Consider the following 23,981-nt stretch of genomic DNA (forward strand, 5'->3'; position numbering starts at 1 on the left):
TTGCAAAGCTGCTTTGGTATTGAACCCAGAATTTCATCCCAGAATCATAAGCATCTGTTGTTGACTTCGAAGAAGAATGGTGGAGGATGACGGGATCGAACCGACGACCCCCTGCTTGCAAAGCAGGTGCTCTCCCAGCTGAGCTAATCCCCCAATAAGGCCTCACGCCATATCTCTTCTATCCAGTCACCCGAAATGGTGGGTCTAGTTGGGCTCGAACCAACGACCCCTGCGTTATCAACACAGTGCTCTAACCAGCTGAGCTACAGACCCATTCGCCGAGTGACTCGACTTCTTCCAACAACCGATAAGTGTGGGCGTTCAATAACGCTAAACCTGCTAGTTTTTCCAGAAAGGAGGTGATCCAGCCGCACCTTCCGATACGGCTACCTTGTTACGACTTCACCCCAGTCACGAACCCTGCCGTGGTAATCGCCCTCCTTACGGTTAGGCTAACTACTTCTGGCAGAACCCGCTCCCATGGTGTGACGGGCGGTGTGTACAAGACCCGGGAACGTATTCACCGCGACATTCTGATCCGCGATTACTAGCGATTCCGACTTCACGCAGTCGAGTTGCAGACTGCGATCCGGACTACGACTGGCTTTATGGGATTAGCTCCCCCTCGCGGGTTGGCAACCCTCTGTACCAGCCATTGTATGACGTGTGTAGCCCCACCTATAAGGGCCATGAGGACTTGACGTCATCCCCACCTTCCTCCGGTTTATCACCGGCAGTCTCATTAGAGTGCCCAACTAAATGTAGCAACTAATGACAAGGGTTGCGCTCGTTGCGGGACTTAACCCAACATCTCACGACACGAGCTGACGACAGCCATGCAGCACCTGTGTTACGGTTCTCTTTCGAGCACCAAGCCATCTCTGGCGAGTTCCGTACATGTCAAAGGTGGGTAAGGTTTTTCGCGTTGCATCGAATTAAACCACATCATCCACCGCTTGTGCGGGTCCCCGTCAATTCCTTTGAGTTTCAACCTTGCGGCCGTACTCCCCAGGCGGTCAACTTCACGCGTTAGCTTCGTTACTGAGTCAATGAAGACCCAACAACCAGTTGACATCGTTTAGGGCGTGGACTACCAGGGTATCTAATCCTGTTTGCTCCCCACGCTTTCGTGCATGAGCGTCAGTGCAGGCCCAGGGGATTGCCTTCGCCATCGGTGTTCCTCCGCATATCTACGCATTTCACTGCTACACGCGGAATTCCATCCCCCTCTGCCGCACTCCAGCAATGCAGTCACAAATGCAGTTCCCAGGTTGAGCCCGGGGATTTCACATCTGTCTTACATTACCGCCTGCGCACGCTTTACGCCCAGTAATTCCGATTAACGCTTGCACCCTACGTATTACCGCGGCTGCTGGCACGTAGTTAGCCGGTGCTTATTCTTACGGTACCGTCATAGACCCATCGTATTAGGACGAGTCTTTTCGTTCCGTACAAAAGCAGTTTACAACCCGAAGGCCTTCATCCTGCACGCGGCATTGCTGGATCAGGCTTGCGCCCATTGTCCAAAATTCCCCACTGCTGCCTCCCGTAGGAGTCTGGGCCGTGTCTCAGTCCCAGTGTGGCTGGTCGTCCTCTCAGACCAGCTACAGATCGCAGGCTTGGTAGGCCTTTACCCCACCAACTACCTAATCTGCCATCGGCCGCTCCGTCCGCGCGAGGTCTTGCGATCCCCCGCTTTCATCCGTAGATCGTATGCGGTATTAGCACAGCTTTCGCTGCGTTATCCCCCACGATCGGGCACGTTCCGATGTATTACTCACCCGTTCGCCACTCGTCAGCATCCGAAGACCTGTTACCGTTCGACTTGCATGTGTAAGGCATGCCGCCAGCGTTCAATCTGAGCCAGGATCAAACTCTACAGTTCGATCTTGATTGTTTTACTCATAAAAACGGAATTGAAGTGACTTCACTTCTATTCTCATGAGCGTTTGATGAGAGTCAGTTAAGACTCTCTGGTTCTGTGAACCTTGGCAAGTCGCCTCTCAAACGCCCACGCTTATCGGCTGTAAGTTTTTAAAGATTTCCCGCAAAACCCGGCAGCGTTTGCCACCCTGTTTTACTTGCTAGCTGCGATCAGCTGAGCCTTAAATTCTACACCGTTTTTGAAGTTCGTGTCAAACTTTTTTTCACTTGCTTCGAACAACTCGCTGAATTTCTTCCAGCTCGCCGTTTTCTGCTGAGCCTCGAATTCTATACTGCTTTTTCGACTTTCGTCAAACAACCGTAAAAAACTTTTCGACCCATTCAGCGCAACCAACTTGCTGCAGATGCAGCGCACTGTGTTGTGCTGAGCCAGTGACTATAGCACAGGAAATTGCGCCGTCTTGCAGGCTGCATCGTCCTACATGGGAGGACGACGATGCCCACTATGTTGGTGCGATAGCTCATAAGGAATCCACGATGACCCCTTCCCATGGAAATTCGCCGGAAGTGACGCGGCGTGCCGTCCTGGCCACTGGCGTCGGCAGCGCGACGCTCGCCAATGTCGCCCAGGCTCAGCAGGCTCAACTCGCTACCGCACCAGCGCCCAAGGCTTCTGCAGCCAATGACGATGCGCAAGTGCCCGGCATGTCCGTGACGCTGGATATCAACGGTCGCGCTCACACTCTGAGACTCGATCCCCGCACCACACTGCTCGATGCCCTGCGCGAGCATGTCCAGCTCACCGGCACCAAGAAGGGATGCGATCACGGCCAGTGCGGCGCCTGCACCGTCATGGTCAACGACCGCCGCATCAACAGCTGCCTGACGCTGGCCGTGATGCACGAGGGCGACAAGATCACCACCATCGAAGGCCTGGGCCGTCCCGGCCAGCTGCATCCGATGCAGGCGGCCTTCGTCAAGCATGACGGTTTCCAGTGCGGCTACTGCACGCCGGGCCAGGTCTGCTCGGCCGTGGCCACGCTGGGCGAGATACGAGCGGGCATTCCCAGCCATGTGAGTGTCAACCTGATCGCCAATCCGAAAGCGACGGCAGAAGAAATCCGCGAACGCATGAGCGGCAACATCTGCCGCTGCGGCGCCTACTCCAACATCCTGGATGCGATCCAGGAAGTCGCGGGAGGCCAGGCATGAAAGCCTTCACCTACGAACGCGCCGCTTCGCCCGCTGAAGCAGCCTCCGCCCTCGTGGCAAGGCCCGGGGCCAGGCTGATCGCCGGCGGCACCAATCTGCTGGACCTGATGAAGCTGCAGATCGAGACGCCCACCCACCTCATCGACATCAACCGCACCGGCCTCGACCGCATCGAGGACACCTCCGACGGCGGCCTGCGCATCGGCGCCCTGGTGCGCAACACCGATCTGGCCGCCCACGCTCGCGTGCGAAAGGATTACGCCGTGCTCAGCCGCGCCCTGCTGGCCGGCGCATCCGGCCAGTTGCGCAACAAGGCCACCACGGCGGGCAACCTGCTGCAACGCACCCGCTGCCCTTACTTCTACGACACCACCAAGCCCTGCAACAAACGCCAGCCGGGCAGCGGTTGCTCGGCCATCGGCGGTTTCGACCGCAACCTGGCGATTCTGGGCACCAGCGAGCACTGCATCGCCACGCATCCCAGCGACATGGCGGTCGGCATGCGGGTGCTCGATGCCACCGTCGAGACGGTACGCGCCGACGGCAGCGCACGCCGCATCCCCATCGCCGACTTCCACCGCATGCCGGGCAGCACCCCTCATATAGAGACGGCACTGACCGCTGGCGAAATGATCACCGCCGTCACCCTCCCCGCCCCGGTCGGCGGCAGGCATGTCTATCGCAAGGTACGCGACCGCGCCTCCTACGCCTTCGCCCTGATCTCGGTGGCCGCCATCGTGCAGGCCGACGGCAGCGGCCGCTTCGCCTACGGCGGCCTGGCGCCCAAGCCCTGGCGGGTGGAGGCGGCGGAAAAATCGACCGATCCCATCGCCATCACCCAAGCCACGCTGCAAGGCGCCCGCACCAGCGAACACAACGCGTTCAAGCCCTTGCTGGTGCAACGCACGCTGGCCTCCGTCCTGCAAGAAGCCAAGGCCTGATGCCATGAAGTTCGACAAACCCGCCACTCAGAACCCGATCGACCGCCTGCAGGTCATCGGCCAGCCGCACGACCGCATCGACGGCCCGCGCAAGACCACCGGCACCGCGCCCTATGCCTACGAGCGCCACGACGTGGTGAAGAACCAAGCCTACGGCGTGGTCCTGGGCGCGGCCATCGCCAAGGGCCGCATCACACGCATCGACACGCAGGCCGCATTGGCCGCGCCGGGCGTGATCTCCGTCGTCACTTATCAGAACGCCGGCAAGGTCGGCAAGGCCAAGGCCATCACCGCGCATCTGCTGGCAGGGCCGGAGGTGGAGCATTTCGACCAGGCGGTAGCCATCGTCGTGGCCGACAGCTTCGAGAAGGCCCGCTCGGCCAGCAAGCTGATCCAGGTCGATTACCAGTCCAGCCCAGGCCAGTTCGACCTGGCCGCGCAAAAGGACTCAGCCGCCAAGCCCGACATGGGCAAGGACCAGCCCGATACCGCCGTCGGCGACTTCGAAGGCGCTTTTGCAAACGCCAGCGTGAAGGTCGACCAGACCTACACCACGCCCGACCAGAGCCACAGCGCGATGGAGCCCTTCGCCAGCATCGCCTCCTGGGAGGGCGACAAACTCACCCTGTGGACGTCCAACCAGATGATCGCCTGGGCCCGGCGCGACCTGGCCGAAGTCTTCGGCCTGCCCAAGGAAAACTTCCACGTCATCTCCAGCTTCGTCGGCGGCGGTTTCGGCTCCAAGCTGTGGATCCGCAGCGACGCGGTCATGGCCGCGGTGGCCGCACGCGCGGCGGGCCGGCCGGTGAAGGTGGCGCTGGCGCGGCCGCAGATCGTCAACAACACCACCCACCGGCCGGCGACCATCCAGCGCATCCGCATCGGCGCCGGGCAGGATGGAAAGATCACCGCGATCGCGCACGAGAGCTGGTCCGGCGACCTGAAGGGCGGCCAGCCCGAAACCGCCGCGATGCAGACCCGCCAGCTCTATGCCGGCGCCAACCGCATGACCTCGCACCGCCTGGCCACACTCGATCTGCCCGAAGGCAACGCGATGCGCGCCCCCGGCGAGGCGCCCGGCCTGATGGCCCTGGAAATCGCCATGGACGAACTCGCCGAGGCGCTGAAGATGGACCCGGTCGCCCTGCGCATCGCCAACGACACGCAGGTCGATCCGGAGAAGCCCGAGCGCCCCTTCTCCCACCGCGACCTGGTGGGCTGCCTGCGCACCGGCGCCCAGCGTTTCGGCTGGGAGCGGCGCATCGCCGAGCCGGGCCGGCAGCGCGACGGCCGCTGGCTGGTCGGCATGGGCATGGCCAGCGCCTTCCGCGGCAATCTCACGATGAAATCGGGTGCGCATGTGGCCATAGACCGGCGCGGCACGGTCACCGTGTCCACCGACATGACCGACATCGGCACCGGCAGCTACACCGTCATCGCCCAGACCGCCGCCGAGATGCTGGGCGTGCCGCTGGAGCAGGTGCAGGTGCGGCTGGGCGACTCGGCCTATCCGGTGTCTTCCGGATCCGGCGGGCAATGGGGCGGCAACAGTTCCACCGCGGGCGTGTATGCGGCCTGCATGGCGCTGCGCGGGGCGATCGCCCGCAAGGCTGGGTTCGACATCGACGACACGCTGTTCGAAGCAGGCAAGGTGCTGTCGCAGGGCCGGGCGATCTCGCTGGGCGACATCGCAGGCAATGCCGGCATCGCCGCCGAGGATTCCATCGAGTTCGGCGACCTCGACAAGCAATATGCGCAGGCCACCTTCGGCGCCCATTTCGCGGAAGTGGGCGTGGATGCCGCCACCGGCGAGGTGCGGGTGCGGCGCATGAGCGGCGCCTTCGCGTCCGGCCGCATCCTCAACCCCAAGACCGCGCGCAGCCAGGTGATAGGGGCGATGACCATGGGCCTGGGCGCGGCGCTGATGGAGGAAGCCATCGTGGACAAACGCCACGGCTATTTCGTCAACCACGACCTGGCCGAATACCACGTGCCGGTGCATGCCGACATGCCGGTGCAGGACGTCTTCTTCATGGACGAGGTGGACGACAAGTCCTCCCCCATGAAGGCCAAGGGCATCGGGGAACTCGGCCTCTGCGGCAGTGCGGCGGCCATCGCCAACGCGGTCTACAACGCCTGCGGCGTACGGGTGCGGCACTATCCGCTGACGCTGGACAAGCTGATTCGCGGCATGGCCTGAGGCGGGTAGAGAATCGGCCGATGCCTCATCGATTCGCCCGAACTGCCAGCACGGCGCTCACCAGCGCCGTCGCCGCCCTCCTCGTCGCGGCCTGCGCCGCTCCCGCAGCGAACAAGCCGGTTGTGGTCTCCATGCCCGACGCGGCCGTCAGCGCAGCACCGGCAGCCGTTGCACCGCCCGCGCCAAGTCTGGCGGTGAATCCGTCCTCGCCGCCAGGCTTTGCCGACTGGCTGGCCAAGGTACGCGAGACCGCCCTGGGCAGCGGCATGGACGCCGCCACACTGGACCAGGCCTTCGGCGGCGTGCAATTCCTGCCCCGCGTGGTTGAACTCGATGGCCGCCAGCCGGAGTTCACCCGGCCGGTCTGGGAATACCTCGACACCGCCGTCTCCCAGCAAAGGATCAGGCGCGGCCAGGAGAAGTGGCAGGAAGTGCAGGCCCAGGCCGATGCCGCGGCCGCCCGCTACGGTGTTCCGGCCAGCATCGTCATGGCGATCTGGGGCATGGAAAGCAATTACGGCAGCAACTACGGCGACATCCCCACCATCGACGCCCTGGCCACCCTGGGCTTCGAAGGCCGGCGCGAGGACTGGGCGCGCGGGCAACTGCTGGCGGCGCTGAAGATCCTGCAGAACCGCGACATCGACCGCGAACACATGATCGGCTCCTGGGCCGGCGCCATGGGCCAGACGCAGTTCCTGCCCTCGGCCTTTCTCGCCTATGCGGTCGATGCCGACGGCGACGGCCGCCGCGACATCTGGGGCAGCATGGCCGATGTCACCGCCTCCACCGCCAACTTCCTGGCCCGCTCGGGCTGGCGCGCCAACGAGCCCTGGGGTTTCGAGGTGCGGCTGCCGGCCGGCTTCGACCTGGCCCGTGCCGATCCGCGCGTCAAACAGTCGAGCGCGCAGTGGCAGGCCGAGGGCCTGGCCGCGGCCCAGGGCGATGCCCTGCCGGCCCTGTCGGACGGCTACATCCTGCTGCCGGCAGGCGCCGGCGGACCGGCCTTCCTGGTCGGGCCCAATTTCGGCGCGATCCTGCGCTACAACAATTCGATCAGTTATGCGCTGGGCGTGGGCCTGCTGTCGCAGCGGCTGGCGGGCGGTCCCGGCGTGATGGCGGCCTGGCCGCGCCAGCTCGTCAACCTGAGCCGCAGCCAGTTGCTGTCGCTGCAGACGGCGCTGAACCAACGCGGTTTCCCCAGCGGCACGCCGGACGGCATGATGGGCCCGGCCACCCGCGACGGCATTCGCGCCTATCAGCGCAGCCTGGGCAACGCGCCGGACGGTTATCCCACCCTGGAGCTGCTGCAGCGCCTGCAGCCCTGAGGTTTCGCCCGCCCGCGCATCACATGCGCAATGGCAATTTTCCCTACACAGGGCGCGGCAATGGATGACTCCGGACCCGCGGGCGAAACGCGATCTTCCTGGTCCAGCACATCCCATCTTTGCGAGACCGCCATGAGCCCTGAACTCGACCCTGCGCTGGACCCCGAGCCTTCCCTGCCCAACCGCATCGTCTATGTCAGCTGCGTGGCTGCCGCGGCCGCCGCGCTGTTCGTGCTGGTGTCGGGTGTGAATGCAGGCGCCGGTCAGGACCCGCGCCTGCAGGTCGCGCAGTGCTGGCACGAGATCGAGACCGAGCAGCCGGCGGGCGACGTGTTGCACGACATGCGGGTGGCCTGCCAGCAGCTGGAAAGCCATCTCGCGCAGTCCACCCGGCGCCGTCCCGAGGCGCTGGTCGCCTCGCAGGAATGAAGCTTCAGAAGCCCGAGCCGTACATCTGCTTGAAACCGCGCTCCATGCGCTCGCAGGTCTGAATCTGCTCGGTGCGCGAACGCTGCGTCGGCAGCTTGCTTTCCACAGCGTCCCAGCAGTTCTCCACCACACGCCGGTGGGTTTCGATGGAATCGACTTCACGGCTGGCGCTCGTCTGCCAGAGGACCACCGCCAGCACTCCCACCACCATCCAGACCACGAAATTGGGAGAGCGTGAAGGCTTGGGGTCCGGAATCGGCGCGGTGGGTGGGGGGGTCATGAAGCGATTGTGACTACATTCTTACATCCAGCAAAACCTGGGGATACCCGGCTTGCCCCGTCCGCAAGCCGATTCAGAAGAGGCTGCTTTGAACGGGACGGGAAGGCGCCGGGGCCGGCTGAGCCATCGGCGATGGCGCGGCCGGCGGCTTGACGGCACGGACTTCGAACCAGGCCGTGTGCGATTCCGCCAGCCCCCGCATGCCCTCGGCCCTTGCCCGCTGGGTGGCGACGACCCAGGCCTGGGCGAGTTGGCGTTCCTCGGCGCTCAGGCTGTTGCCATCGCTTTCGCTCGCCAGTGTCCAGGCCCGCAGGGCGCCCGGTACCGCCAGAGGGCCGTGCAGCGCCCGTTCCAGTTCCTGGCGATAACGCCATTGCGCCTCGGCCGGTTCGGGGCCCGACTGCAGCGGATAGTCCTGCAGCGTGATCGACACCTGCCGCCGCGCCGCCGCGATCGCGGCATCGGCCGCCGGATCGATCTGCTCCAGCGTGCGCCCGCGGGTCTCGGCCATGGCCGCGCCAATGGCGGCGAAGACTTCGTCCATGCTGCGTTTCGTATTGCCCATCGCTGGCGGAACCTCTGTTCGTAAAATACTGTTTAAATATACAGCATTTCGTCAAACAGAAACCGGATCACTCGACAGCAACCGTTAAGCTGCCCGCCATGAGCACCGGAGATGGCCCCACACCCGACCCTTCGCCTGTCGTCCCGGATTCGATCCGCCTGGCGGTCAACATCCTGGCCGGCGCCGCCATCCTCGCGCTGCTCTACCTGGGCCGCGAGATCCTGGTGCCGATCACGCTTGCCGCCATCCTCAGCCTGGTGATCGCGCCGCTGGTGCGGTTGTTCAAGCGACGGCGGCTCGGACAGTTCGGCGCGGTGCTGTCGGCGGTGGGGCTGGTCACGCTGGTGCTGGGCGGCGTGGCGGTGGCGATCGCGATGCAGCTCTCGGCCATGAGCCAGAAGCTGCCCGAATACGAGCAGACCCTGCGCTCCAAGCTGCAACTGGTGCAGACCGCCACGCTGGACCGGCTGCAGGCCATGGAAGGCGATGCCACCCAGCTCATGGGCGCGCCGCCGCCGCTGCACGGCCGCCAGACCCGCACCGTGCCGGTGGAGATCCACGAGCCGCGCCGCAATGCCCTGACCATCGTCTGGCGGCTGCTGTCCTCGGTCTGGGCGCCGCTGGGCACCACGGCCATCGTGCTGGTCACCCTGGTCTTCGCGCTGCTGGAGCACGAATCCCTGCGCGACCGGTTCATCCGGCTGGCCGGCGGCGACCTGCGCGCCACCAGCCATGCGCTCAACGATGCCGGCGAACGGCTGTCGCGCTATTTCCTGTCGCAGCTGGCGGTCAACACCGGCGTGGGGGTCATCGCCGGGCTCGGCCTGGCGCTGATCGGTGTGCCGCAGGCGCTGCTCTGGGGCGTGCTGACGGCGCTGCTGCGCTTCGTGCCCTATGTGGGCATCTTCCTGGCGGCCGGCGCGGTGGCCTTGTTCGGCGCTGCGGCCGATCCGGGCTGGACGCTCTGCCTGGGCGCGCTGTCGCTGTTCGTCGCGGTGGAACTCATCGTCGCGCAGATCGTCGAGCCGCTGCTCTATGGGCACAGCACCGGCCTGTCGCCGATCTCGGTGGTGGTGGCGGCCATCTTCTGGGGCTGGATCTGGGGGCCGGTGGGACTGCTGCTGTCCACGCCGCTGACGCTGTGCCTGGTGGTGGCCGGGCGCAATGTGCGGGGGCTGGCCTTTCTCGACATCCTCTTCGGCGACACACCGGCGCTCACGCTGTCGCAGCGCTTCTACCAGCGCTCCCTGGCCGGCGATGCGCATGAGCTGATCGCCGATGCGCGCAAGTTCCTCGCCCGCAGCAGCCTGGCGCGCTACTGCGACGAAGTGCTGATGCCGGCGCTGCAGCTGGCCGGCCGCGATTTCGCCGCCGGCAGCATCTCGCCGCTGCAGCAGCAGAACGTGCGGGCCACCATGGCCTCGCTGCTGGCGCGGCTGGGACCGAAGGAGCGGCCGGCAGGAGGTCGCCGCGGCAAGGCCGATCCGGCGGACGACGCCGGCCCCGGCCAGTTGCTGCGCCGCCAGCGCGAGGCGGTGCTGGGCCGCTACCAGGGTCCGCTGGAAGTGCCGCCCGGATCGGTGGCCCTGTGCATCGGCATGGGTTCGCAGCGCGACGATCTGGTCACCGAAATCCTGGTCCGGGTGCTGCGCGATGCGCAGGTCGATGCGCGCCATATTTCCATCGCCGATCTGGACCACCGCCCGGCCGAGGCCAAGGCCGGCAGTGTCGCGCTGGTGTTCATCGCCAGCATGGATCCGGCGCAGGAAGGGAGCGCCGCGGCGGCCTTGGCCGGCCGGCTGCACGAGCTGCTGCCCGGCGTGCCGCTGGTGGCGGTGCTGCCGGCGGCCGTGCCTGCCGAGGGGCGGCAGGCGGGGCTGAAAGTGGACGCCATCGCCCACTCCTATAGCGAGGCGCTGGAGGAAGTGCGGCGCCGTTTCCAACCGAACTGATCGGTGCCGCCGTCCGCAGGCGCCTTCCCCGCGCCTTTTTCCTACAAGCTCTGCGGAAGCGTCCTACACAGTGAGCACGGGTTCATCTCTCTGGCGGCGCGGCACTTTCGTTGCAGACTGAGGCTTCATGACCTCCGACTGGCACAACTCCGATCCGCACGCCGACCCGGCCCGCCCTGCCACCCGTGGCCGAACCGATTTTCAGGATTCGCTGCTCGCCGCCCGCCGAGAAGAACAGGCGCAGGAGAAAAGACGCTCCCAGGCCATCGCCGAGGCCTTGCGCGCCCGGGGCCTGGCGTCCGATCCCGATGGCAGCCAGTTCCGTGCCGCGCAGCAAAAGGCGATCGCCGCCCGCCGCGCCGACAACGCCCGCCTGGAGGCCGAACGCCAGGCCAAGCGCGATACCGGCTTCACCCTGAGTCAGCTCGACGCCTGGGAAGACGCGCCGGTGAAACGGCGCGCCAAACGCCTGAGCAGGCCGATGTGGCTGCTGGCCACATTGGTGGCCTCCGGCGCGGTGGCGCTGGCCACGCTGCTGCTGCGCAGCTGAAAGATAGCGGGCCTAACGGTCCCGCTTCCAGAGCTGGCCGAGCCGCCGCTGGTCCTCGCTGAACTCGGCCAGGCCGATGTCCCAGTTGGTTTGCAGCAGCGGGTTCTCTTCCTTGTTCAGCACGAAGTGCACCGGCTCCAGCTGTGTTCCCGCGTTTCGCTCCGCCGGCCTCAGCCGGATGCGGTCTCCATCGAAATAAAGCTGGGCCGCGCCGATGTTGACCAGGTACTCCACCGTCATGTTGTATCCCTCCAGGGGGCGGAGTAAATCACGTTTGTCACGCTGCCGCATTAGCAAAAAACAATCGGGCCGATCATGTTTTCGACGGTGCCGGCGCTGACTTTTCCATCGCCAGAATCTCGGTCGCGATACGCGAAACGCCGCCTGGCGAGAGCTCGTCCGCCGCCACGGATGCCCGCTCCGCCCAGTGAGCGAAGTGGCGGGCCTGGGAGCGTTCGTAGTGCGGGTCGTAGTGCTGCGCGATCAGCTCGGAAAAGAGCGGTGCGAGCGCACGCTGGCGCGCCCAGTCCTGCCAGCGCCGCACGTTCTCGCCGCCCTGCAGCTGCTTGAGCTGGCCGAGCTGGGTGGCCAGTGCCTCGGGATCGTCGCCCAGGTAGGCGTAGTCCTCCAGCAGATAGGCGTGGCGCGCATCCAGCGTGGCGCGCACCTCGATGCAGGGCGCGGCGCGCATGCATTCGACCAGTTCCACCGGCAGGTTCAGCTGGCCGATACGGGGGCTCTCGCCTTCCACATACACGTCGCGCTGCAGGTCGAAGGCGTCCAGGGTGGTGGCCAACAGGGTCTCGAAGCGCTTTTGCGAGGGCTGCGGCTGGCCCGGCAGGCGGCCCAGCAGCGAGCCCTTGTGGCTGGCGAAGAATTCCAGGTCGAGCACCTGGGCGCCCTGCGCTTGCAGCGCATGCAGCACCCGGGTCTTGGCGCTGCCGGTGGCGCCGCAGATCACCTTCAGGCGCAGCCGCGGGCTGAGTTCGGCCAGCTGGTCGACCACATGGCGGCGGAAGTTCTTGTAGCCGCCGGCCAGCTGCTGCGCATCCCAGCCGACCATACGCATCCAGGTGACCATGGAGCCGCTGCGCAGACCGCCGCGCCAGCAATAGACCAGCGGCCTCCAGTTCGCGGGCCGGTCGGCGAAATGCGCGTACATGTGCCGCGCCAGGTTGGCCGCCACCATGGCGCCGCCGACGCGCCGGGCCTCGAAGGCGCCAGTCTGGTGGTAGAGGGTGCCGACGATGCGGCGCTCCTCGTCGTCGAGCACCGGGCAGTTGATGGCGCCGGGGATGTGGTCGAGCGCGAACTCGCTGGGCGAACGCGCGTCGATGATGGTTTCGAAGCGGCGGTACTCGTCCGCGCGGGCCAATGGACGCTGGGTCATGCACGCACTTCCAGTCGCTGTCGGCCGGACGGCGCGGCGACCACTTCGCCAATGACCGCCGCGGCCTCGAAGCCATGGCGCCGGAACACCGCCATCACCTCGTCGACGGAGCCCGCGTCGCAGGACACGAGCAGGCCGCCGCTGGTCTGCGGATCGGTCAGCAGCGCGCGTTCGGCGGCTGGAAAGCCTTCCGGCAGCGACACCTCCGCGCAATAGCCCTCCCAGTTCCGGCCCGATGCGCCGGTGACCGAGCCTTGCGTGGCCAACTCCCGCACGCCGTCGATCAGGGGAACGCTGCTCCAGTCCAGCCGCACACCCAGGTCCGCGCCGCGCGCCAGTTCCAGCAGATGGCCGGCCAGGCCGAAACCGGTGACGTCGGTGAGCGCATGCACGCCGTCCAGAGCCGCCAGGTCCGGCCCGGCCGTGTTCAGCTTGGTGGTGGTGGCGATCATGCGGGCGTAGCCGGCTTCGGGCAGCACTTCCTTCTTGAGCGCGGCCGACAGCACACCCACGCCGATCGGCTTGCCCAGCACCAGGCGATCGCCCACCCGGGCATCCGCATTGCGCTTGACGCGTTTCGGGTGCACCACCCCCAGCGCCACCAGCCCGTAAATCGGTTCGACCGAGTCGATGGTGTGCCCGCCCGCGATCGGAATGCCGGCCTCCCGGCACACCGATTGCCCGCCGGCCAGGATCTCGCCGATGACCTCGGTGGACAGCACATTGACCGGCATGCCCACCAGCGCCAGCGCCATGATCGGCTTGCCGCCCATGGCATACACATCGCTGATCGCGTTGGTGGCGGCGATGCGGCCGAACTGGAAGGGGTCGTCCACGATGGGCATGAAGAAATCGGTGGTGGCGACCAGGGCGATCTCGTCGGTGAGCTGGTAGACGGCGGCGTCGTCGGCTGTCTCGATGCCGACCAGCAGTTGCGGCGGCACCGGCATGCCGGGCGCCTTGCGCAGGATCTCGCTGAGCACGCCGGGGGCGATCTTGCAGCCGCAGCCGCCGCCGTGGGACAGCGAAGTCAGGCGTGGCGGGACAGTGGCGGCGAGGGGGGCGTTCATCGGGAGGCTCTCCGGTATGTGTTCGTTCGGCTGGAAATCCGCAGCGCCCTGCGCGGGGATGCGAGGCGGGAGTGTCGCACCGTCATTCTTTCGGGGTGTAATGCCGGCTTTCGGTTTACGGCCTGTCCCTTACATGACCACTTCGACCCTCCGCCGCGCCCTGCTCGCCTGCGCCCTGCTGGCCGGCGCCTTCCAGCTTCCCGCCCAGGCCCAGCAGCAGAAGATCCTGCGTGTCACCGCCATTCCGGACGAATCGCCCACCGAGCTGGCCCGCAAGGCCGCGCCGCTGGTGAAATACCTGGAGCAGCGCCTGGGCATGAAGGTGGAGTTCACCCCAGTGACCGACTACGCCGCCTCGGTGGAGACGCTGATCAACCGCAAGGTCGACCTGGCCTGGTTCGGCGGCTTCACCTTCGTGCAGGCCTCGGCGCGCTCGGGCGGCAAGGTGATTCCGCTGGTGCAGCGCGAGGAGGACGAGAAGTTCAAGTCGGTCTTCATCACCGCCGATCCGGCCATCAAGACCCTGGCCGACCTCAAGGGCAAGGACGTGAGCTTCGGCGCGCAAAGCTCCACCAGCGGTCACCTGATGCCGCGCAGCTTCCTGCTGCAGGCCGGTGTGGATCCGGACAAGGACTTCCGCCGCGTGGCCTACAGCGGCGCACATGACGCGACCATCGCGGCCGTTGCCGGCGGCAAGGTGCAGGCCGGCGCGGTCAACATCTCGGTGTGGGAAAAGTTCGTGGCCGACAAGAAGGTGGACACCAGCCGCGTCCATGTCTTCTACACCACCCCGCCTTACTACGACTACAACTGGTCGGTGAGCAGCGAGATGGCGCCCGAGCTGCGCGAGGCCATCACCAAGGCCTTCCTGGATCTGAACGACAAGACGCCCGAAGGCCGCGAGGTGCTGAGCCTGCAGCGCGCCACGCGTTTCATCCCGACCAAGCCGGAAAACTACAAGGGCATCGAGACCGCCGCCAAGAGCGCCGGCCTGCTCTGAGTTTTCGATGAGGCTGGACCTGCGGGGCGTTCACGCGCGGCATCCCTCGGCGCCGCGCGGCAGTGCGGTGCTGCGCAGCATCGACCTGCACCTGGCCAGCGGCGAGCAGGTCGCCGTGATCGGCCCTTCGGGCGCCGGCAAGACGACCCTGATGGAACTGGCCGCCGCCAGCCTGCGGCCGGGCGAGGGCCGCATCGCCTTCGATGAGACCGATCCCTGGACGCTCGGCGCCGCCGCCTTGAAGCGCCAGCGCGGCCGGCTCTTCCTGGCGCCGCAGACGCCGCCCCTGCCGCCGCGCCAGCGGGTGGTGACCGCCGTGCTGGCCGGCTGCCTGCCGGGCTGGAGCCTGGCGCGCAGCCTGCGCTCGTTGTTCTATCCGGCCGATATCGAAGGCGCCCGCGCCGCGCTGGCGCATTTCGACCTGGCCGAGAAACTCTTCGCGCGGGTGGATCGCCTTTCCGGCGGTGAACGCCAGCGTGTCGGCCTGGCCCGCGCGCTGATGGCGCCGGCCGGGCTGTGGCTGATCGACGAGCCGCTTTCGGCCCTGGACCCGACCCGCTCCCGACAGGCCCTGGCCGCGCTGACCGGCCTGGCGCGCGAACGCGGCATCACCCTGCTGGCCACGCTGCACCAGGTGGACATGGCTTTGGCGCATTTCGACCGCATCGTCGGTTTGCGCGCCGGCGTCGTCGCCTTCGACCTGCCCGCCGCGCAGGTCGATGCGGCGCGGCTGGCCGCGCTGTATGCGCAGCACGAGGCGGAACTCGTCTCGCCCGGCGCCCCGCCGTTCGACGCGTTGCCACCGACGGCGGCCGCGCCGGTGCTGATGCAATGCCGCTGAAGCCGGCTTTGCACCGGCAGCACGATCCCGCCTGGATCGGCCGGCTGTTCTGGACCGGCCTGGCCCTGCTGCTGCTCTGGCCCACCCTGGTGGCCACCGAATTCCGGCCCTGGCAGCTGTTCGACGCGGCCAGCCGGGCATCGAGCGCACGTTTTCTCGGCGCCTTCTTCCCACCCGCCACCGGGGCCGACTTCCTGGCGCAGGTGGCCCGCCAGACCTGGCGCACCGTGGCGATCGCCACCGCCGGCATCACGCTCGCCTGGGTGATCGCGATTCCGGCCTGCCTGCTGTCGACCCGGGCCTTGTCGATCTCCGCCCTGCCCGGCCGCATGGCGCCGCTGCCGGCCGCGCTGCGGCAAGGCCTGCGCTGGCTGTTGATCGTGCTACGCAGCATTCCGGAACTGGTCTGGGCGCTGGTCTTCGTGCGGGTGGTCGGCCTGGGCCCCACGGCCGGCGTGCTGGCCATCGCCCTCACCTACGGCGGCATGCTCGGCAAGGTCTATGCCGACATCCTGGAAAGCAGCGATCACAGCAGCACCCGCCACCTGCTGGGCAATGGCAGCGGCCGGCTGCAGGCCTTCTTCTACGGGCTGCTGCCGCAGAGCGCGGCGGAGCTGGCGTCCTATACCGTCTATCGCTGGGAGTGCGCGATCCGCTCCTCGGTGGTGCTCGGTTTCGTAGGCGCGGGCGGGCTGGGCCAGATGCTGGACACCTCCACCAAGATGTTCGCCGGCGACGAGGTGGCGACCATGCTGCTGGTCTTCGTGCTGCTGGTGGCAGTGGCCGACCGGGTCAGCGCCTGGCTGCGCCGGGGGCTGGGATGAACCGGCCGCTGCTGCGCTGCAAGGCCTGCTGGTTCTGCCTGGCGGTGCTGGCGCTGGTGGTGGCGAGCTTCCGGGAGCTGGACCTGCAGTGGGCCGCCTTCCTGTCGCCGGGCGCGCTGGCGTCGATGGGGCATTTCATCGGCGAGTTCTATCCGCCCGAGGTGTCGCCTGTCTTTCTGCGCAAGATCTTCGTGGCTTCGGGCGAAACCCTGGCCATGTCGGCGCTGGGCACCGTGCTGGCCGCGCTGGGCGGGCTGCTGCTGGCGGTGGCCGGCCGGGGCTGGGCCCGGGGCCCGGTGCGCCTGCTGCTCAACGGCCTGCGTGCGGTGCCGGAACTGGTCTGGGCGGCGCTGCTGCTGATCGCCGCCGGCCTGGGCCCGCTGGCCGGCACCCTGGCGCTGGCGCTGCACACCACCGGCGTGCTGGGACGGCTGTTCGGCGAGGCGATGGAGAACAGTCCGCCCGGGCCGGCAGCCGCCCTGCGCATCCAGGGCAACGGCGCGCTGCGGGTGTTCTGCTATGCCACGCTGCCGCAGCTGCTGCCGCAGATCGTTTCCTACACGCTCTACCGCTGGGAAAACAATATCCGCGCCGCCGCCATCCTGGGCGTGGTCGGGGCGGGCGGGCTGGGGCAGATGCTGGCCTTCCACCTGGGGCTGTTCCAGATGGGACGGACGGCGACCGTGCTGCTGGCCATGCTGCTGTTGGTGGCGCTGGTGGATGGCGCCAGCTATCTGTGCCGCCGGGCGATGGCGCGCTGACCGGCTGCAAATCCCCGCCCGGTCCGGGCATTTGCCTTACACCGCGCGTGCGCTGGCCACTTCGACAATCGCCGGATGAACTTATCGGAGAAATGGCGCGACTCGCAGCCGCCACCGCAACCTGTGCGCCGACGCTTTCGGGCCCAGGATTTCGAGGATTCGGTGATCAATGAACGCGCCGAGGAACGCAAGTCCAGGCTGTATCAGGCCTCTCCCGCGGTCGCGGCGCCCGCCCGCATGCGGCCGGCGGCGCCGGATCCGGGCTCCTGGCTGAGCCATGCGCCGCAAGGCAAGGCCATCGTGCACGAGTTGCGTGAGCGGCGTGCGGCTGCCGAGGCTGTTTCGTCCGAATCCGATGCGCTTCCCCACCAGGTCGAAGCCCGCGGCCTGCGCCACCGTGTCGGCTGGATGATCGGCGCTGCCGTCATCGCCGTCTGCGCTTTGGGCGCGGTCGCGGCATATGCCCTGCCGCTGTCTGCGGTTCAGTGATGCGCGCAGGTATCCCGCGGCAGCCAGACCTGATCGGCCTCCGCGGGATTGCGGTCGCGCATCAATTCCAGCCCGCAGCTGATGCACTGGAACTGGTAGACGGCATTGGTCTGCCGGCCGGTGATGCCGTCACCGAAATAGGTGATGCCCGTCAGCTGCAGCTGCGAATGCGGCGGCTCCGCCGTCCGGGCGCCGACGATGCCGAAACAGTGGCTGCAGATGTGCAGTGCTTGCGATTCGATCATGGGCTCACCTTGCGCCCCAGCGGCTGACGTCCATCTGACCGCGTGCGGCTTTTACAGGACCGTGGGCGCGGCAAGACAATTCCACTTGAACAGGTGTCTTTCTCCACTGCGGGATGGCGCATGAGAGGAAAATTGCGGGATGTTCCATGTCTTTCACGCCAGCGGCGTCACGTTCTTCGCCTGCGCCGTAGCCTGCAAGACGGGATGGTTGCCGGTGGTCGACATCGTGACCAACCGCTCGGACATCACGCGGCACCAGCGGCTGGAGGTGTATCCCACACAGATCGCCGCCCTGCTGGCATCCTTCGCCGACGCTTCCTATCTGGCATCGCTGGTTCGGCAGCACGGATAAAAAAAGCCCGCTGAAGAGCGGGCTTTTTCGATGGTGTTTGGCGGCGGACTCTGACGCGATCCGCCTTTACGGCACTTTCACTTGCGGGAGACACCTGTTGTTATCGTCGTGGTGACTCGGGTTCGACGTGCCGCCGTGAGAGTCGGCGTTGCCTGGCCAGGCTGCCGGCGCCTTGCAACAAGCGCCGAATGACGGATTATACATCGCATTCAGCCACGCCGTGTGACTTTCGAGAAAACAATGTCGTGAGACATAGGAACGCCGTCCGGAAATATCCATAATGAACGGACATGCGAACCGCCGCCAGTCTCGACGAGGAAGAACGGATACAGGCGCTGCGCTCGCTCGACCTGCTCTACACCGCACCCACCGAAGCCTTCGACCGAATCACCCGACTGGCCGCAGCGGTTTTTCAGGTGCCGATCGCGCTGATCACCCTGCTGGACACCGAGCGGCAATGGTTCAAGTCGCGTGTAGGTTTGTCGGTGCCCGACACCTGCCGCGAAGATGCTTTCTGCAACTACACCATCGCCAGTCCGCAGGTGATGGTGGTGCGTGACGCGGCCCAGGATCCACGCTTTCTCAACAACCCCCTGGTCACCGGCTATCCGGGCATCTGCTTCTATGCGGGTGCGCCGCTGGTGCTGGCCAACGGCCACAGCCTGGGCAGCCTCTGCCTCATCGATCATCGGCCGCGCGAATTCGACGCCGCCCAGGAGCAGATGCTGCTCGACCTGGCCGCCATGGTGGTGGCGCAGATCGAACTGCAGCATGCCGTCGGCCGGATCGACGGCAGCACCCACCTGCCCAACCGGGCGCAGCTGACGATCGACCTGGAGGAACTCTGCCAGGCCAGCCCCGGCCAGCAATGCACCCTGATCCTGCTGGACCTGATGGGCCCGGAATCGCTGCAGAGCGTGATGCGGGCGGTGGGCGCGGGCCCGCTCGAAGAGCTGGTGCGCGGCGCCGGCCGCCGCCTGCGTGAATTCGCCGGGCATGTCTCCAAGGTCTACCAGGTCGACATGAGCTGCCTGGCGCTGGTGGTGCGAAAGACCGCCGACTTCGACCTGAACCGTTTTCTCCAGGCCCTGGTGCAGGAATTCCGCGAGCCTTTCACCACCTCCGACCCCTATCTGCTGGAACAGCGTCCGCGCCTGGGCGCCGCCGTGTTCGAGCTGGATGCGGCCAACATTCAGGACGTCTTCCGGCGGGCGATCGCCTCCTTGCATACCAACAAGTCGCGCCGGCCGGTGGTGACCTGGTACGACGCCGACGAAGACCTGCGCTACAAGCGCAGCTACCAGCTCCTGAGCGCGGTTCCGCATGCGATGGCGCATGGCGAGTTCTCCCTGGTGTTCCAGCCGAAACTCGACCGCGACTCCCTGGCTTTTCGCGGCGCCGAGGCCCTGCTGCGCTGGCACCATCCGGTGCTGGGCAATATACCGCCAGGCGAATTCATACCGCTGGTGGAGAGCACCAACCTGATCCACTCGGTGACCGAATGGGTGATCCACTCCGCGCTGGCGCAGCTGGTGGAGTGGGAAACCCGCGGCCTGGTCGTCGATGTGGCGGTGAACATCTCGGCGCGCAATCTGGAAGACGCCGATTTCATCCGCATGATGCAGAACGCATGCACCCTGCACCAGGTGCAGCCCCGGCGCCTGCAGCTGGAATGCACCGAGAACGTCGCGCTGACCGGCGAATCCACGGTGCGGGCGATCAACGAAGCACGCGCCCTGGGCATCCAGATCGCGCTGGACGATTTCGGCACCGGGTATTGCAATTTCGGCTCGCTCTACAGCCTGCCGGCCGAGGCGCTGAAGCTGGACCAGTCGCTGATCCGCCCGATCGGCACGGACGAGCGGGCGCGGGAAATCGTCCGCTCCATGATCGACCTGGGCCACAGCCTGGGCTACAAGCTGGTGGCAGAAGGCGTGGAAACCGTCCAGATCCTCGATCTGCTGATCGACATGGGTTGCGACGAGATCCAGGGCTACTACGTCAGCCGGCCGCTGCGGCCGGAGGATGCCTTCGCCAGGATGAAGCAGCAGAACGATGCGTTTCTCCGCGGACCATCTTCGGCATGAGCCCTGGCCCCGATGCCGTCCAGCCCGTGCTATTTCGCCGCGGCCAGCGTTTTCACCTCACCGCGTACATAGCTGAAGAAAAGCTCCTGTTCGGAGCCCTTATCGAAGAACGCGTCTGCACCACCACGCAGGCAGGCATCCCGCAGCGCCTGGGAACTGCTGTTGGTGAACACCACGATGGGATGGGTCAGGCCCGCATCGCGCATCTGCCTGAGGATGCTCAGCCCGGTACCGGAAGTGAGGTACATGTCGAGGATGACCAGCGACACCCTGTGGGAGTAAACGGCCAGCCAGTTGATCGCATCGATCTCGTTCTCGGCAGTGGCGATGACCGCGACCGAAGCCTCGGACTTCAGGAGCTCGATCAGGCTTTCCCGCAATGACGGGTTGTCCTCGACCAGGAATGCGCGTTTGGAGTGGGGCATGCATCCATCATCGGCGACGCCGGGGAAACTTTCCTGCTGCAAATTTCCCATTCAGCCGTAGGACGACGATGTGCGTCCCTGCGTTTCGCGCGGACCGGGTGGCGCTTTGGCAGTTACAACGTGACCTAGACTCTGGATTACAAGCTCGTGGATGTGTCCTGGGTGTGCTGCATCGCGCATCCAGTACCAAGACGAAAGATCAAAAGCAGGGCCGACTGGCTTGCTCGGCAATCGGCATCAACAACCGGAGGACTACACGGTGGTCAGTATCAATATCGGTGGTCGTCAGAAACTGGCGTTGGCTGCACTCATGGCGGGTGTCGTCGTAGCTGCGCATGCCGCAGCACCACAGCAAGCCGCGCGCGGCGGGCAGGATTGGGGGCCGATGCCCTACCCCACCCCGGTGAATGAACCGACGATCAGAGACTTCACGCTGGCGGCGCAAATGATCGACAAGGTATCGGGCGATCCGGCATATGCGGCCAAGCTCGCCACCTACCGCATGTGCAGCGAGCTGGCCCTGCGAGCCCTCGTCCCCTACAAGGTCGATACGGTCGGGTCCATGATCTACACCGCAGTGCGCGGCTGTACCCGGCAGATGGATGACTATGTGCTGCTGTTCGTTCAAGACGAACGCTTCAAGGCCAATTACTACGTCGCCCACGCCGTCCAGCGGCTTGCCCAGCAGGAGCAGCAGATCGATCTCCTGCCGCTGGCTGAACGCCTGCGCGCGCCGACTTTCACAGTGGAGGCGCCAGGGCTGCTCACCAGCATCAAGAAGTTCTTCAATATCGGCCAGCAGCAAACGCGAGAGGAGAAGACTTGAGAGGCTGGCAATGCCTGGCCGGCATGCTCAGTTTTCCCGGCACACCGCCAAAGAAAAAGGCCGCATGAAGCGGCCTTTTGAAAATGGTGGGACCTGCGGGGGTCGAACCCACGACAAACGGATTAAAAGTCCGCTGCTCTACCAACTGAGCTAAGGTCCCTTGCCGTCACGTCAGATGTCGTGTGCAGCAAAGCCCACGATTATAGCGGCGAAATTGCTCGCCCAGCCAGCTTCTCGATCACATGTCCGGCCGCGACCATGCCGAAGGTGGCGGTCACGCTGACGGCGGAGCCGAAACCGTGGCAGTTGAGCGAACCGTCGCCGTCGATGGCGCAGGACGGATCCGGCGGCGCGACTGCTTCCCGGCTGAACACGCAGTCGATGCCGATGCTCTTGCCATCGCGTGCGGCGCCGTACTCCTTGCGCAGCCTGTAGCGCAGCTGGGCCAGCAAGGGGTCGTGGGTGGTCAGGCTCAGATCGGCCAGCTCCACGGCCTGGGCGCGTCGTTTGCCGCCGGCAGCGCCGACGGTGACAAACACCGCGCCGCCCTTGCGCTTGCGCTCAGTCAGGGACCACACGGCCATCGTCAGCTTGGCCTTGGCGTCGTCGCAGGCGTCGATCACCGCATCGACCTGGGCCGGCAGCAGGGCCGGCCAGTTCTGCGGATCGACGAAGTCATCGACCGTCTCCACCCGGCAATCCGGGTTGATCTGGGCGATGCGTTCACGCATGGCTTCAACCTTGGCCTGGCCCAGAGTGGCGCTCAGCGCATGGATCTGGCGGTTGACGTTGGACTCGGCGATATGGTCGAGATCGACCAGCACCAGCCGTCCCACGCCGGACCGCGCCAGCGCTTCGGCGGCCCAGGAACCCACGCCGCCGATGCCCACCACCGCCACGCAGGCGGCCCGGATGCGCGCCGCCGGCTGCATGCCGTAGAGGCGCTCCATGCCGCCGAAGCGGCGGGCCGCATCGGCGGATTCGGCGGGCGCTGTCGCCAGCAGGCTCACTTCAGGCGGGCCAGCCGCTCACGTGCGGCCGAGGCGGCTTCGGACTGCGGATAGGCCTTCATCAGGTCTTCCAGCGTCTTGCGGGCCGCCTTGCTGTCCTTGAGTTCGGCCTGGCAGTTGGCGATGGCCAGCGCGGCCTCGGGTGCACGCGCATGGTTGGGCGCCTGGGTCAGCAGGGCCTTGAAGCTGACGATGGCTTCCTTGTAGCCACGGTTGGCGTACTGCGCGTTGCCGAGCCAGAACAGCGAAGACGGCAGATAACCCGAGTTCGGGTATTTCTGCACGAAGGCGCCGAAGGCGTTCTGCGCGGCGTTGAAGTCGCCCTGCCGGAAGACGGCCAGGGCCGCTTCGTAGCCGTGCTTTTCCGCAGGCGCGGCATTGAACTGCGCACCATCGACCGTGACCTGCGCGGGCTCGAACTGCCGCAGCCGCTCGTCCACGCCCTGGGCCATGTCCTTCTGGCGCTTCTGCGCTTCGCTCAGGTCGCGCTGCAGCTGCTCGTTGGCACCGCGCATGGTGGCCTGGTCGGCACGCAGCGCCTCGATCTGGTTCTGCAGCGTCAGCAGGCTGCGCCGCAGTTCGGTGTTCTCGCCGGACAGGCGGGTGATCTGCTGCGTGTTGCTGTCGATGTGCTGGCGGATCTCGAGGATGGCACGACGGGCTTCGTCGTCATCGAAGAGACCCGCCTGCGCGGCACCGCCCGCCACCAGCAGCAGGGCTGCGGCGGCGGCGCGAGCCACCCCGGTGCGCAGCCAGCGCTGCGGCTGATGCCCGGCCATCAGCGGTACGTGAATTCGACGCGGCGGTTCTGTGCCCAGGCCGCTTCGTCATGGCCGGTGGCGGCCGGCTTCTCGGAGCCGAAGCTCACGGCCTCGACCTGGCTGTCGCCCACGCCCAGCAGGCCCAGCGCGCGGCGCACGGCCTCGGCACGCTTCTGGCCCAGGGCCAGGTTGTATTCGTGGCCGCCGCGCTCGTCGGTGCTGCCTTCGAGGGACAGGCGGCGGTTCGGGTTGGCCTTGAGGAAGCGGGCGTGCTGCTCGATCATCGACTGGAACTCCGCCTTCACCGCGAAGCTGTCGTAGTCGAAGTACACGATGCGGGCCACGCCGACCGGGCCTTGCGCGGTGGCGGTGGCGTTCAGGTCGACCGGGGTCACGCCCGACTGGCCCATGCTGCCGCTGTTGGCGCCGCCGGCACCGGCTGCGCTGCCGCGGTCTTCCACCGGCGGGGTGTCGAGCTTGACGGGCGAGCTGCAACCAGCGATGAGGGCGGTGGCGGCCAGCGCCAGGGTGATTTGCTTGAACATGGGAACTCCTGAGA

The 23,981-nt window shown here is 66.2% G+C and carries 25 protein-coding genes, 3 tRNA genes and 1 rRNA gene; 15 read left to right on the forward strand and 14 right to left on the reverse strand.

Going from position 1 to position 23,981, the window contains the following annotated elements; genetic code table 11:
* Positions 1 to 77: 77 nt before the first annotated feature.
* The 3 genes from GT347_RS03215 to GT347_RS03225 all read right to left on the reverse strand — a co-directional run bounded on the left by GT347_RS03215 (position 78) and on the right by GT347_RS03225 (position 1,885).
* Positions 78 to 153: transfer RNA gene (locus GT347_RS03215), tRNA-Ala, on the reverse strand.
* Positions 154 to 196: 43 nt separating this feature from the next.
* Positions 197 to 273, reverse strand: a tRNA-Ile gene (locus GT347_RS03220).
* Positions 274 to 352: 79 nt separating this feature from the next.
* Positions 353 to 1,885 (reverse strand): 16S ribosomal RNA (locus GT347_RS03225).
* A 536-nt stretch (positions 1,886 to 2,421) separates the two neighbouring features.
* Between GT347_RS03225 and paoA the strand changes: the two genes are divergently transcribed.
* From paoA to GT347_RS03250, 5 genes are all read left to right on the forward strand, one after another.
* Positions 2,422 to 3,096 (forward strand): aldehyde dehydrogenase iron-sulfur subunit PaoA, encoded by a 675-nt coding sequence (gene paoA / locus GT347_RS03230; RefSeq protein WP_160550599.1) that lies wholly within the window; start codon positions 2,422 to 2,424, stop codon positions 3,094 to 3,096.
* Complete coding sequence (locus tag GT347_RS03235) at positions 3,093 to 4,037, forward strand: FAD binding domain-containing protein (RefSeq protein ID WP_160550600.1); 945 nt, start codon at positions 3,093 to 3,095, stop codon at positions 4,035 to 4,037. The genes paoA and GT347_RS03235 overlap by 4 nt, the downstream gene beginning before the upstream one ends.
* A gap of 4 nt (positions 4,038 to 4,041) precedes the next feature.
* Positions 4,042 to 6,237: an aldehyde oxidoreductase molybdenum-binding subunit PaoC gene (gene paoC / locus GT347_RS03240; protein WP_160550601.1), complete on the forward strand. Its 2,196-nt coding sequence runs from the start codon at positions 4,042 to 4,044 to the stop codon at positions 6,235 to 6,237.
* A 20-nt stretch (positions 6,238 to 6,257) separates the two neighbouring features.
* The gene (locus tag GT347_RS03245) at positions 6,258 to 7,565 is read left to right on the forward strand and encodes a lytic murein transglycosylase (RefSeq protein ID WP_160550602.1); all 1,308 of its coding nucleotides are present in this window, start codon (positions 6,258 to 6,260) and stop codon (positions 7,563 to 7,565) included.
* Between the two features lie 132 nt (positions 7,566 to 7,697).
* The gene (locus GT347_RS03250) at positions 7,698 to 7,994 is read left to right on the forward strand and encodes a hypothetical protein (RefSeq protein WP_160550603.1); all 297 of its coding nucleotides are present in this window, start codon (positions 7,698 to 7,700) and stop codon (positions 7,992 to 7,994) included.
* 4 nt (positions 7,995 to 7,998) lie between these two features.
* On the opposite strand, the gene GT347_RS03255 is transcribed toward GT347_RS03250, so the two are convergent.
* Together GT347_RS03255 and GT347_RS03260 are read right to left on the reverse strand one after the other, a co-directional pair.
* Complete coding sequence (locus GT347_RS03255; RefSeq protein ID WP_160550604.1) at positions 7,999 to 8,274, reverse strand: hypothetical protein; 276 nt, start codon at positions 8,272 to 8,274, stop codon at positions 7,999 to 8,001.
* Positions 8,275 to 8,347: 73 nt separating this feature from the next.
* Positions 8,348 to 8,818, reverse strand: a complete 471-nt coding sequence (locus tag GT347_RS03260) for a hypothetical protein (protein WP_160550605.1) — start codon at positions 8,816 to 8,818, stop codon at positions 8,348 to 8,350.
* 119 nt (positions 8,819 to 8,937) lie between these two features.
* On the opposite strand from GT347_RS03260, the gene GT347_RS03265 reads away from it, so the two are divergent.
* Positions 8,938 to 10,791 carry an AI-2E family transporter gene (locus GT347_RS03265; protein WP_160550606.1) on the forward strand — a complete coding sequence of 618 codons (1,854 nt, stop codon included), beginning with the start codon at positions 8,938 to 8,940 and terminating at the stop codon, positions 10,789 to 10,791.
* 127 nt (positions 10,792 to 10,918) lie between these two features.
* Positions 10,919 to 11,341, forward strand: a complete 423-nt coding sequence (locus GT347_RS03270; RefSeq protein WP_160550607.1) for a hypothetical protein — start codon at positions 10,919 to 10,921, stop codon at positions 11,339 to 11,341.
* A 12-nt stretch (positions 11,342 to 11,353) separates the two neighbouring features.
* Here the strand turns inward: GT347_RS03270 and GT347_RS03275 are convergent, their stop codons facing one another.
* The 3 genes from GT347_RS03275 to selD form a co-directional block, all read right to left on the reverse strand.
* Entirely contained in the window at positions 11,354 to 11,581 is a 228-nt protein-coding gene (locus tag GT347_RS03275; protein WP_160550608.1) for a hypothetical protein, read from the reverse strand.
* Between the two features lie 73 nt (positions 11,582 to 11,654).
* A complete protein-coding gene (gene mnmH, locus GT347_RS03280) occupies positions 11,655 to 12,731 on the reverse strand; it encodes a tRNA 2-selenouridine(34) synthase MnmH (protein ID WP_160550609.1) in 1,077 nt (358 codons plus the stop codon).
* Complete coding sequence (selD, locus tag GT347_RS03285; RefSeq protein WP_160550610.1) at positions 12,728 to 13,801, reverse strand: selenide, water dikinase SelD; 1,074 nt, start codon at positions 13,799 to 13,801, stop codon at positions 12,728 to 12,730. Before selD ends, mnmH begins: the two co-directional genes overlap by 4 nt.
* A 133-nt stretch (positions 13,802 to 13,934) precedes the next feature.
* On the opposite strand from selD, the gene GT347_RS03290 reads away from it, so the two are divergent.
* From GT347_RS03290 to GT347_RS03310, 5 genes are all read left to right on the forward strand, one after another.
* Positions 13,935 to 14,801 (forward strand): putative selenate ABC transporter substrate-binding protein, encoded by an 867-nt coding sequence (locus GT347_RS03290; RefSeq protein ID WP_160550611.1) that lies wholly within the window; start codon positions 13,935 to 13,937, stop codon positions 14,799 to 14,801.
* A 7-nt stretch (positions 14,802 to 14,808) separates the two neighbouring features.
* Positions 14,809 to 15,642: a phosphonate ABC transporter ATP-binding protein gene (locus GT347_RS03295; protein ID WP_160550612.1), complete on the forward strand. Its 834-nt coding sequence runs from the start codon at positions 14,809 to 14,811 to the stop codon at positions 15,640 to 15,642.
* Complete coding sequence (locus GT347_RS03300) at positions 15,633 to 16,466, forward strand: PhnE/PtxC family ABC transporter permease (protein ID WP_160550613.1); 834 nt, start codon at positions 15,633 to 15,635, stop codon at positions 16,464 to 16,466. Before GT347_RS03295 ends, GT347_RS03300 begins: the two co-directional genes overlap by 10 nt.
* Positions 16,463 to 17,227 carry a phosphonate ABC transporter, permease protein PhnE gene (gene phnE, locus GT347_RS03305; protein ID WP_160550614.1) on the forward strand — a complete coding sequence of 255 codons (765 nt, stop codon included), beginning with the start codon at positions 16,463 to 16,465 and terminating at the stop codon, positions 17,225 to 17,227. The genes GT347_RS03300 and phnE overlap by 4 nt, the downstream gene beginning before the upstream one ends.
* A 75-nt stretch (positions 17,228 to 17,302) precedes the next feature.
* Complete coding sequence (locus GT347_RS03310; protein ID WP_160550615.1) at positions 17,303 to 17,716, forward strand: hypothetical protein; 414 nt, start codon at positions 17,303 to 17,305, stop codon at positions 17,714 to 17,716.
* Here the strand turns inward: GT347_RS03310 and GT347_RS03315 are convergent.
* Entirely contained in the window at positions 17,710 to 17,961 is a 252-nt protein-coding gene (locus GT347_RS03315; RefSeq protein WP_160550616.1) for a hypothetical protein, read from the reverse strand. The two genes, GT347_RS03310 and GT347_RS03315, sit on opposite strands and share 7 nt — an antisense overlap.
* Before the next feature lie 139 nt (positions 17,962 to 18,100).
* On the opposite strand from GT347_RS03315, the gene GT347_RS03320 reads away from it, so the two are divergent.
* Both GT347_RS03320 and GT347_RS03325 read left to right on the forward strand, forming a co-directional pair.
* Positions 18,101 to 18,313 carry an ATP/GTP-binding protein gene (locus GT347_RS03320; RefSeq protein ID WP_160550617.1) on the forward strand — a complete coding sequence of 71 codons (213 nt, stop codon included), beginning with the start codon at positions 18,101 to 18,103 and terminating at the stop codon, positions 18,311 to 18,313.
* A gap of 290 nt (positions 18,314 to 18,603) precedes the next feature.
* The gene (locus tag GT347_RS03325) at positions 18,604 to 20,400 is read left to right on the forward strand and encodes a putative bifunctional diguanylate cyclase/phosphodiesterase (RefSeq protein WP_160550618.1); all 1,797 of its coding nucleotides are present in this window, start codon (positions 18,604 to 18,606) and stop codon (positions 20,398 to 20,400) included.
* Between the two features lie 29 nt (positions 20,401 to 20,429).
* Here GT347_RS03325 and GT347_RS03330 read toward each other — a convergent pair whose 3' ends face one another.
* A complete protein-coding gene (locus GT347_RS03330) occupies positions 20,430 to 20,825 on the reverse strand; it encodes a response regulator (protein ID WP_160550619.1) in 396 nt (131 codons plus the stop codon).
* Between the two features lie 259 nt (positions 20,826 to 21,084).
* Here GT347_RS03330 and GT347_RS03335 point away from each other — a divergent pair, with 259 nt between their 5' ends.
* A complete protein-coding gene (locus GT347_RS03335; protein ID WP_160550620.1) occupies positions 21,085 to 21,651 on the forward strand; it encodes a hypothetical protein in 567 nt (188 codons plus the stop codon).
* Between the two features lie 84 nt (positions 21,652 to 21,735).
* On the opposite strand, the gene GT347_RS03340 is transcribed toward GT347_RS03335, so the two are convergent.
* From GT347_RS03340 to pal, 4 genes are all read right to left on the reverse strand, one after another.
* A tRNA-Lys gene (locus GT347_RS03340) sits at positions 21,736 to 21,811 on the reverse strand.
* 40 nt (positions 21,812 to 21,851) lie between these two features.
* Positions 21,852 to 22,601, reverse strand: coding sequence for a tRNA threonylcarbamoyladenosine dehydratase (locus GT347_RS03345; protein WP_160555199.1), 750 nt, complete (start codon positions 22,599 to 22,601; stop codon positions 21,852 to 21,854).
* Between the two features lie 56 nt (positions 22,602 to 22,657).
* On the reverse strand, positions 22,658 to 23,440 hold the full coding sequence (gene ybgF, locus GT347_RS03350) for a tol-pal system protein YbgF (RefSeq protein WP_160550621.1): 783 nt from the start codon (positions 23,438 to 23,440) through the stop codon (positions 22,658 to 22,660).
* A complete protein-coding gene (gene pal / locus GT347_RS03355; protein WP_160550622.1) occupies positions 23,440 to 23,967 on the reverse strand; it encodes a peptidoglycan-associated lipoprotein Pal in 528 nt (175 codons plus the stop codon). The genes ybgF and pal overlap by 1 nt, the downstream gene beginning before the upstream one ends.
* Between the last annotated feature and the right edge of the window lie 14 nt (positions 23,968 to 23,981).

Source organism: Xylophilus rhododendri (genome assembly GCF_009906855.1).
GTDB classification, from domain to species: Bacteria; Pseudomonadota; Gammaproteobacteria; order Burkholderiales; family Burkholderiaceae_C; genus Xylophilus; species Xylophilus rhododendri.

Excerpts from the sequence above, each read along its gene's own strand:
- paoA (WP_160550599.1), top strand. The coding sequence starts at position 2,422 with ATGACCCCTTCCCATGGAAATTCGCCGGAAGTGACGCGGCGTGCCGTC.
- GT347_RS03235 (WP_160550600.1), top strand. The coding sequence starts at position 3,093 with ATGAAAGCCTTCACCTACGAACGCGCCGCTTCGCCCGCTGAAGCAGCC.
- paoC (WP_160550601.1), top strand. The coding sequence starts at position 4,042 with ATGAAGTTCGACAAACCCGCCACTCAGAACCCGATCGACCGCCTGCAG.
- GT347_RS03245 (WP_160550602.1), top strand. The coding sequence starts at position 6,258 with ATGCCTCATCGATTCGCCCGAACTGCCAGCACGGCGCTCACCAGCGCC.
- GT347_RS03250 (WP_160550603.1), top strand. The coding sequence starts at position 7,698 with ATGAGCCCTGAACTCGACCCTGCGCTGGACCCCGAGCCTTCCCTGCCC.
- GT347_RS03255 (WP_160550604.1), bottom strand. The coding sequence starts at position 8,274 with ATGACCCCCCCACCCACCGCGCCGATTCCGGACCCCAAGCCTTCACGC.
- GT347_RS03260 (WP_160550605.1), bottom strand. The coding sequence starts at position 8,818 with ATGGACGAAGTCTTCGCCGCCATTGGCGCGGCCATGGCCGAGACCCGC.
- GT347_RS03265 (WP_160550606.1), top strand. The coding sequence starts at position 8,938 with ATGAGCACCGGAGATGGCCCCACACCCGACCCTTCGCCTGTCGTCCCG.
- GT347_RS03270 (WP_160550607.1), top strand. The coding sequence starts at position 10,919 with ATGACCTCCGACTGGCACAACTCCGATCCGCACGCCGACCCGGCCCGC.
- GT347_RS03275 (WP_160550608.1), bottom strand. The coding sequence starts at position 11,581 with ATGACGGTGGAGTACCTGGTCAACATCGGCGCGGCCCAGCTTTATTTC.
- mnmH (WP_160550609.1), bottom strand. The coding sequence starts at position 12,731 with ATGACCCAGCGTCCATTGGCCCGCGCGGACGAGTACCGCCGCTTCGAA.
- selD (WP_160550610.1), bottom strand. The coding sequence starts at position 13,801 with ATGAACGCCCCCCTCGCCGCCACTGTCCCGCCACGCCTGACTTCGCTG.
- GT347_RS03290 (WP_160550611.1), top strand. The coding sequence starts at position 13,935 with ATGACCACTTCGACCCTCCGCCGCGCCCTGCTCGCCTGCGCCCTGCTG.
- GT347_RS03295 (WP_160550612.1), top strand. The coding sequence starts at position 14,809 with ATGAGGCTGGACCTGCGGGGCGTTCACGCGCGGCATCCCTCGGCGCCG.
- GT347_RS03300 (WP_160550613.1), top strand. The coding sequence starts at position 15,633 with ATGCCGCTGAAGCCGGCTTTGCACCGGCAGCACGATCCCGCCTGGATC.
- phnE (WP_160550614.1), top strand. The coding sequence starts at position 16,463 with ATGAACCGGCCGCTGCTGCGCTGCAAGGCCTGCTGGTTCTGCCTGGCG.
- GT347_RS03310 (WP_160550615.1), top strand. The coding sequence starts at position 17,303 with ATGAACTTATCGGAGAAATGGCGCGACTCGCAGCCGCCACCGCAACCT.
- GT347_RS03315 (WP_160550616.1), bottom strand. The coding sequence starts at position 17,961 with ATGATCGAATCGCAAGCACTGCACATCTGCAGCCACTGTTTCGGCATC.
- GT347_RS03320 (WP_160550617.1), top strand. The coding sequence starts at position 18,101 with ATGTTCCATGTCTTTCACGCCAGCGGCGTCACGTTCTTCGCCTGCGCC.
- GT347_RS03325 (WP_160550618.1), top strand. The coding sequence starts at position 18,604 with ATGCGAACCGCCGCCAGTCTCGACGAGGAAGAACGGATACAGGCGCTG.
- GT347_RS03330 (WP_160550619.1), bottom strand. The coding sequence starts at position 20,825 with ATGCCCCACTCCAAACGCGCATTCCTGGTCGAGGACAACCCGTCATTG.
- GT347_RS03345 (WP_160555199.1), bottom strand. The coding sequence starts at position 22,601 with ATGGAGCGCCTCTACGGCATGCAGCCGGCGGCGCGCATCCGGGCCGCC.
- ybgF (WP_160550621.1), bottom strand. The coding sequence starts at position 23,440 with ATGGCCGGGCATCAGCCGCAGCGCTGGCTGCGCACCGGGGTGGCTCGC.
- pal (WP_160550622.1), bottom strand. The coding sequence starts at position 23,967 with ATGTTCAAGCAAATCACCCTGGCGCTGGCCGCCACCGCCCTCATCGCT.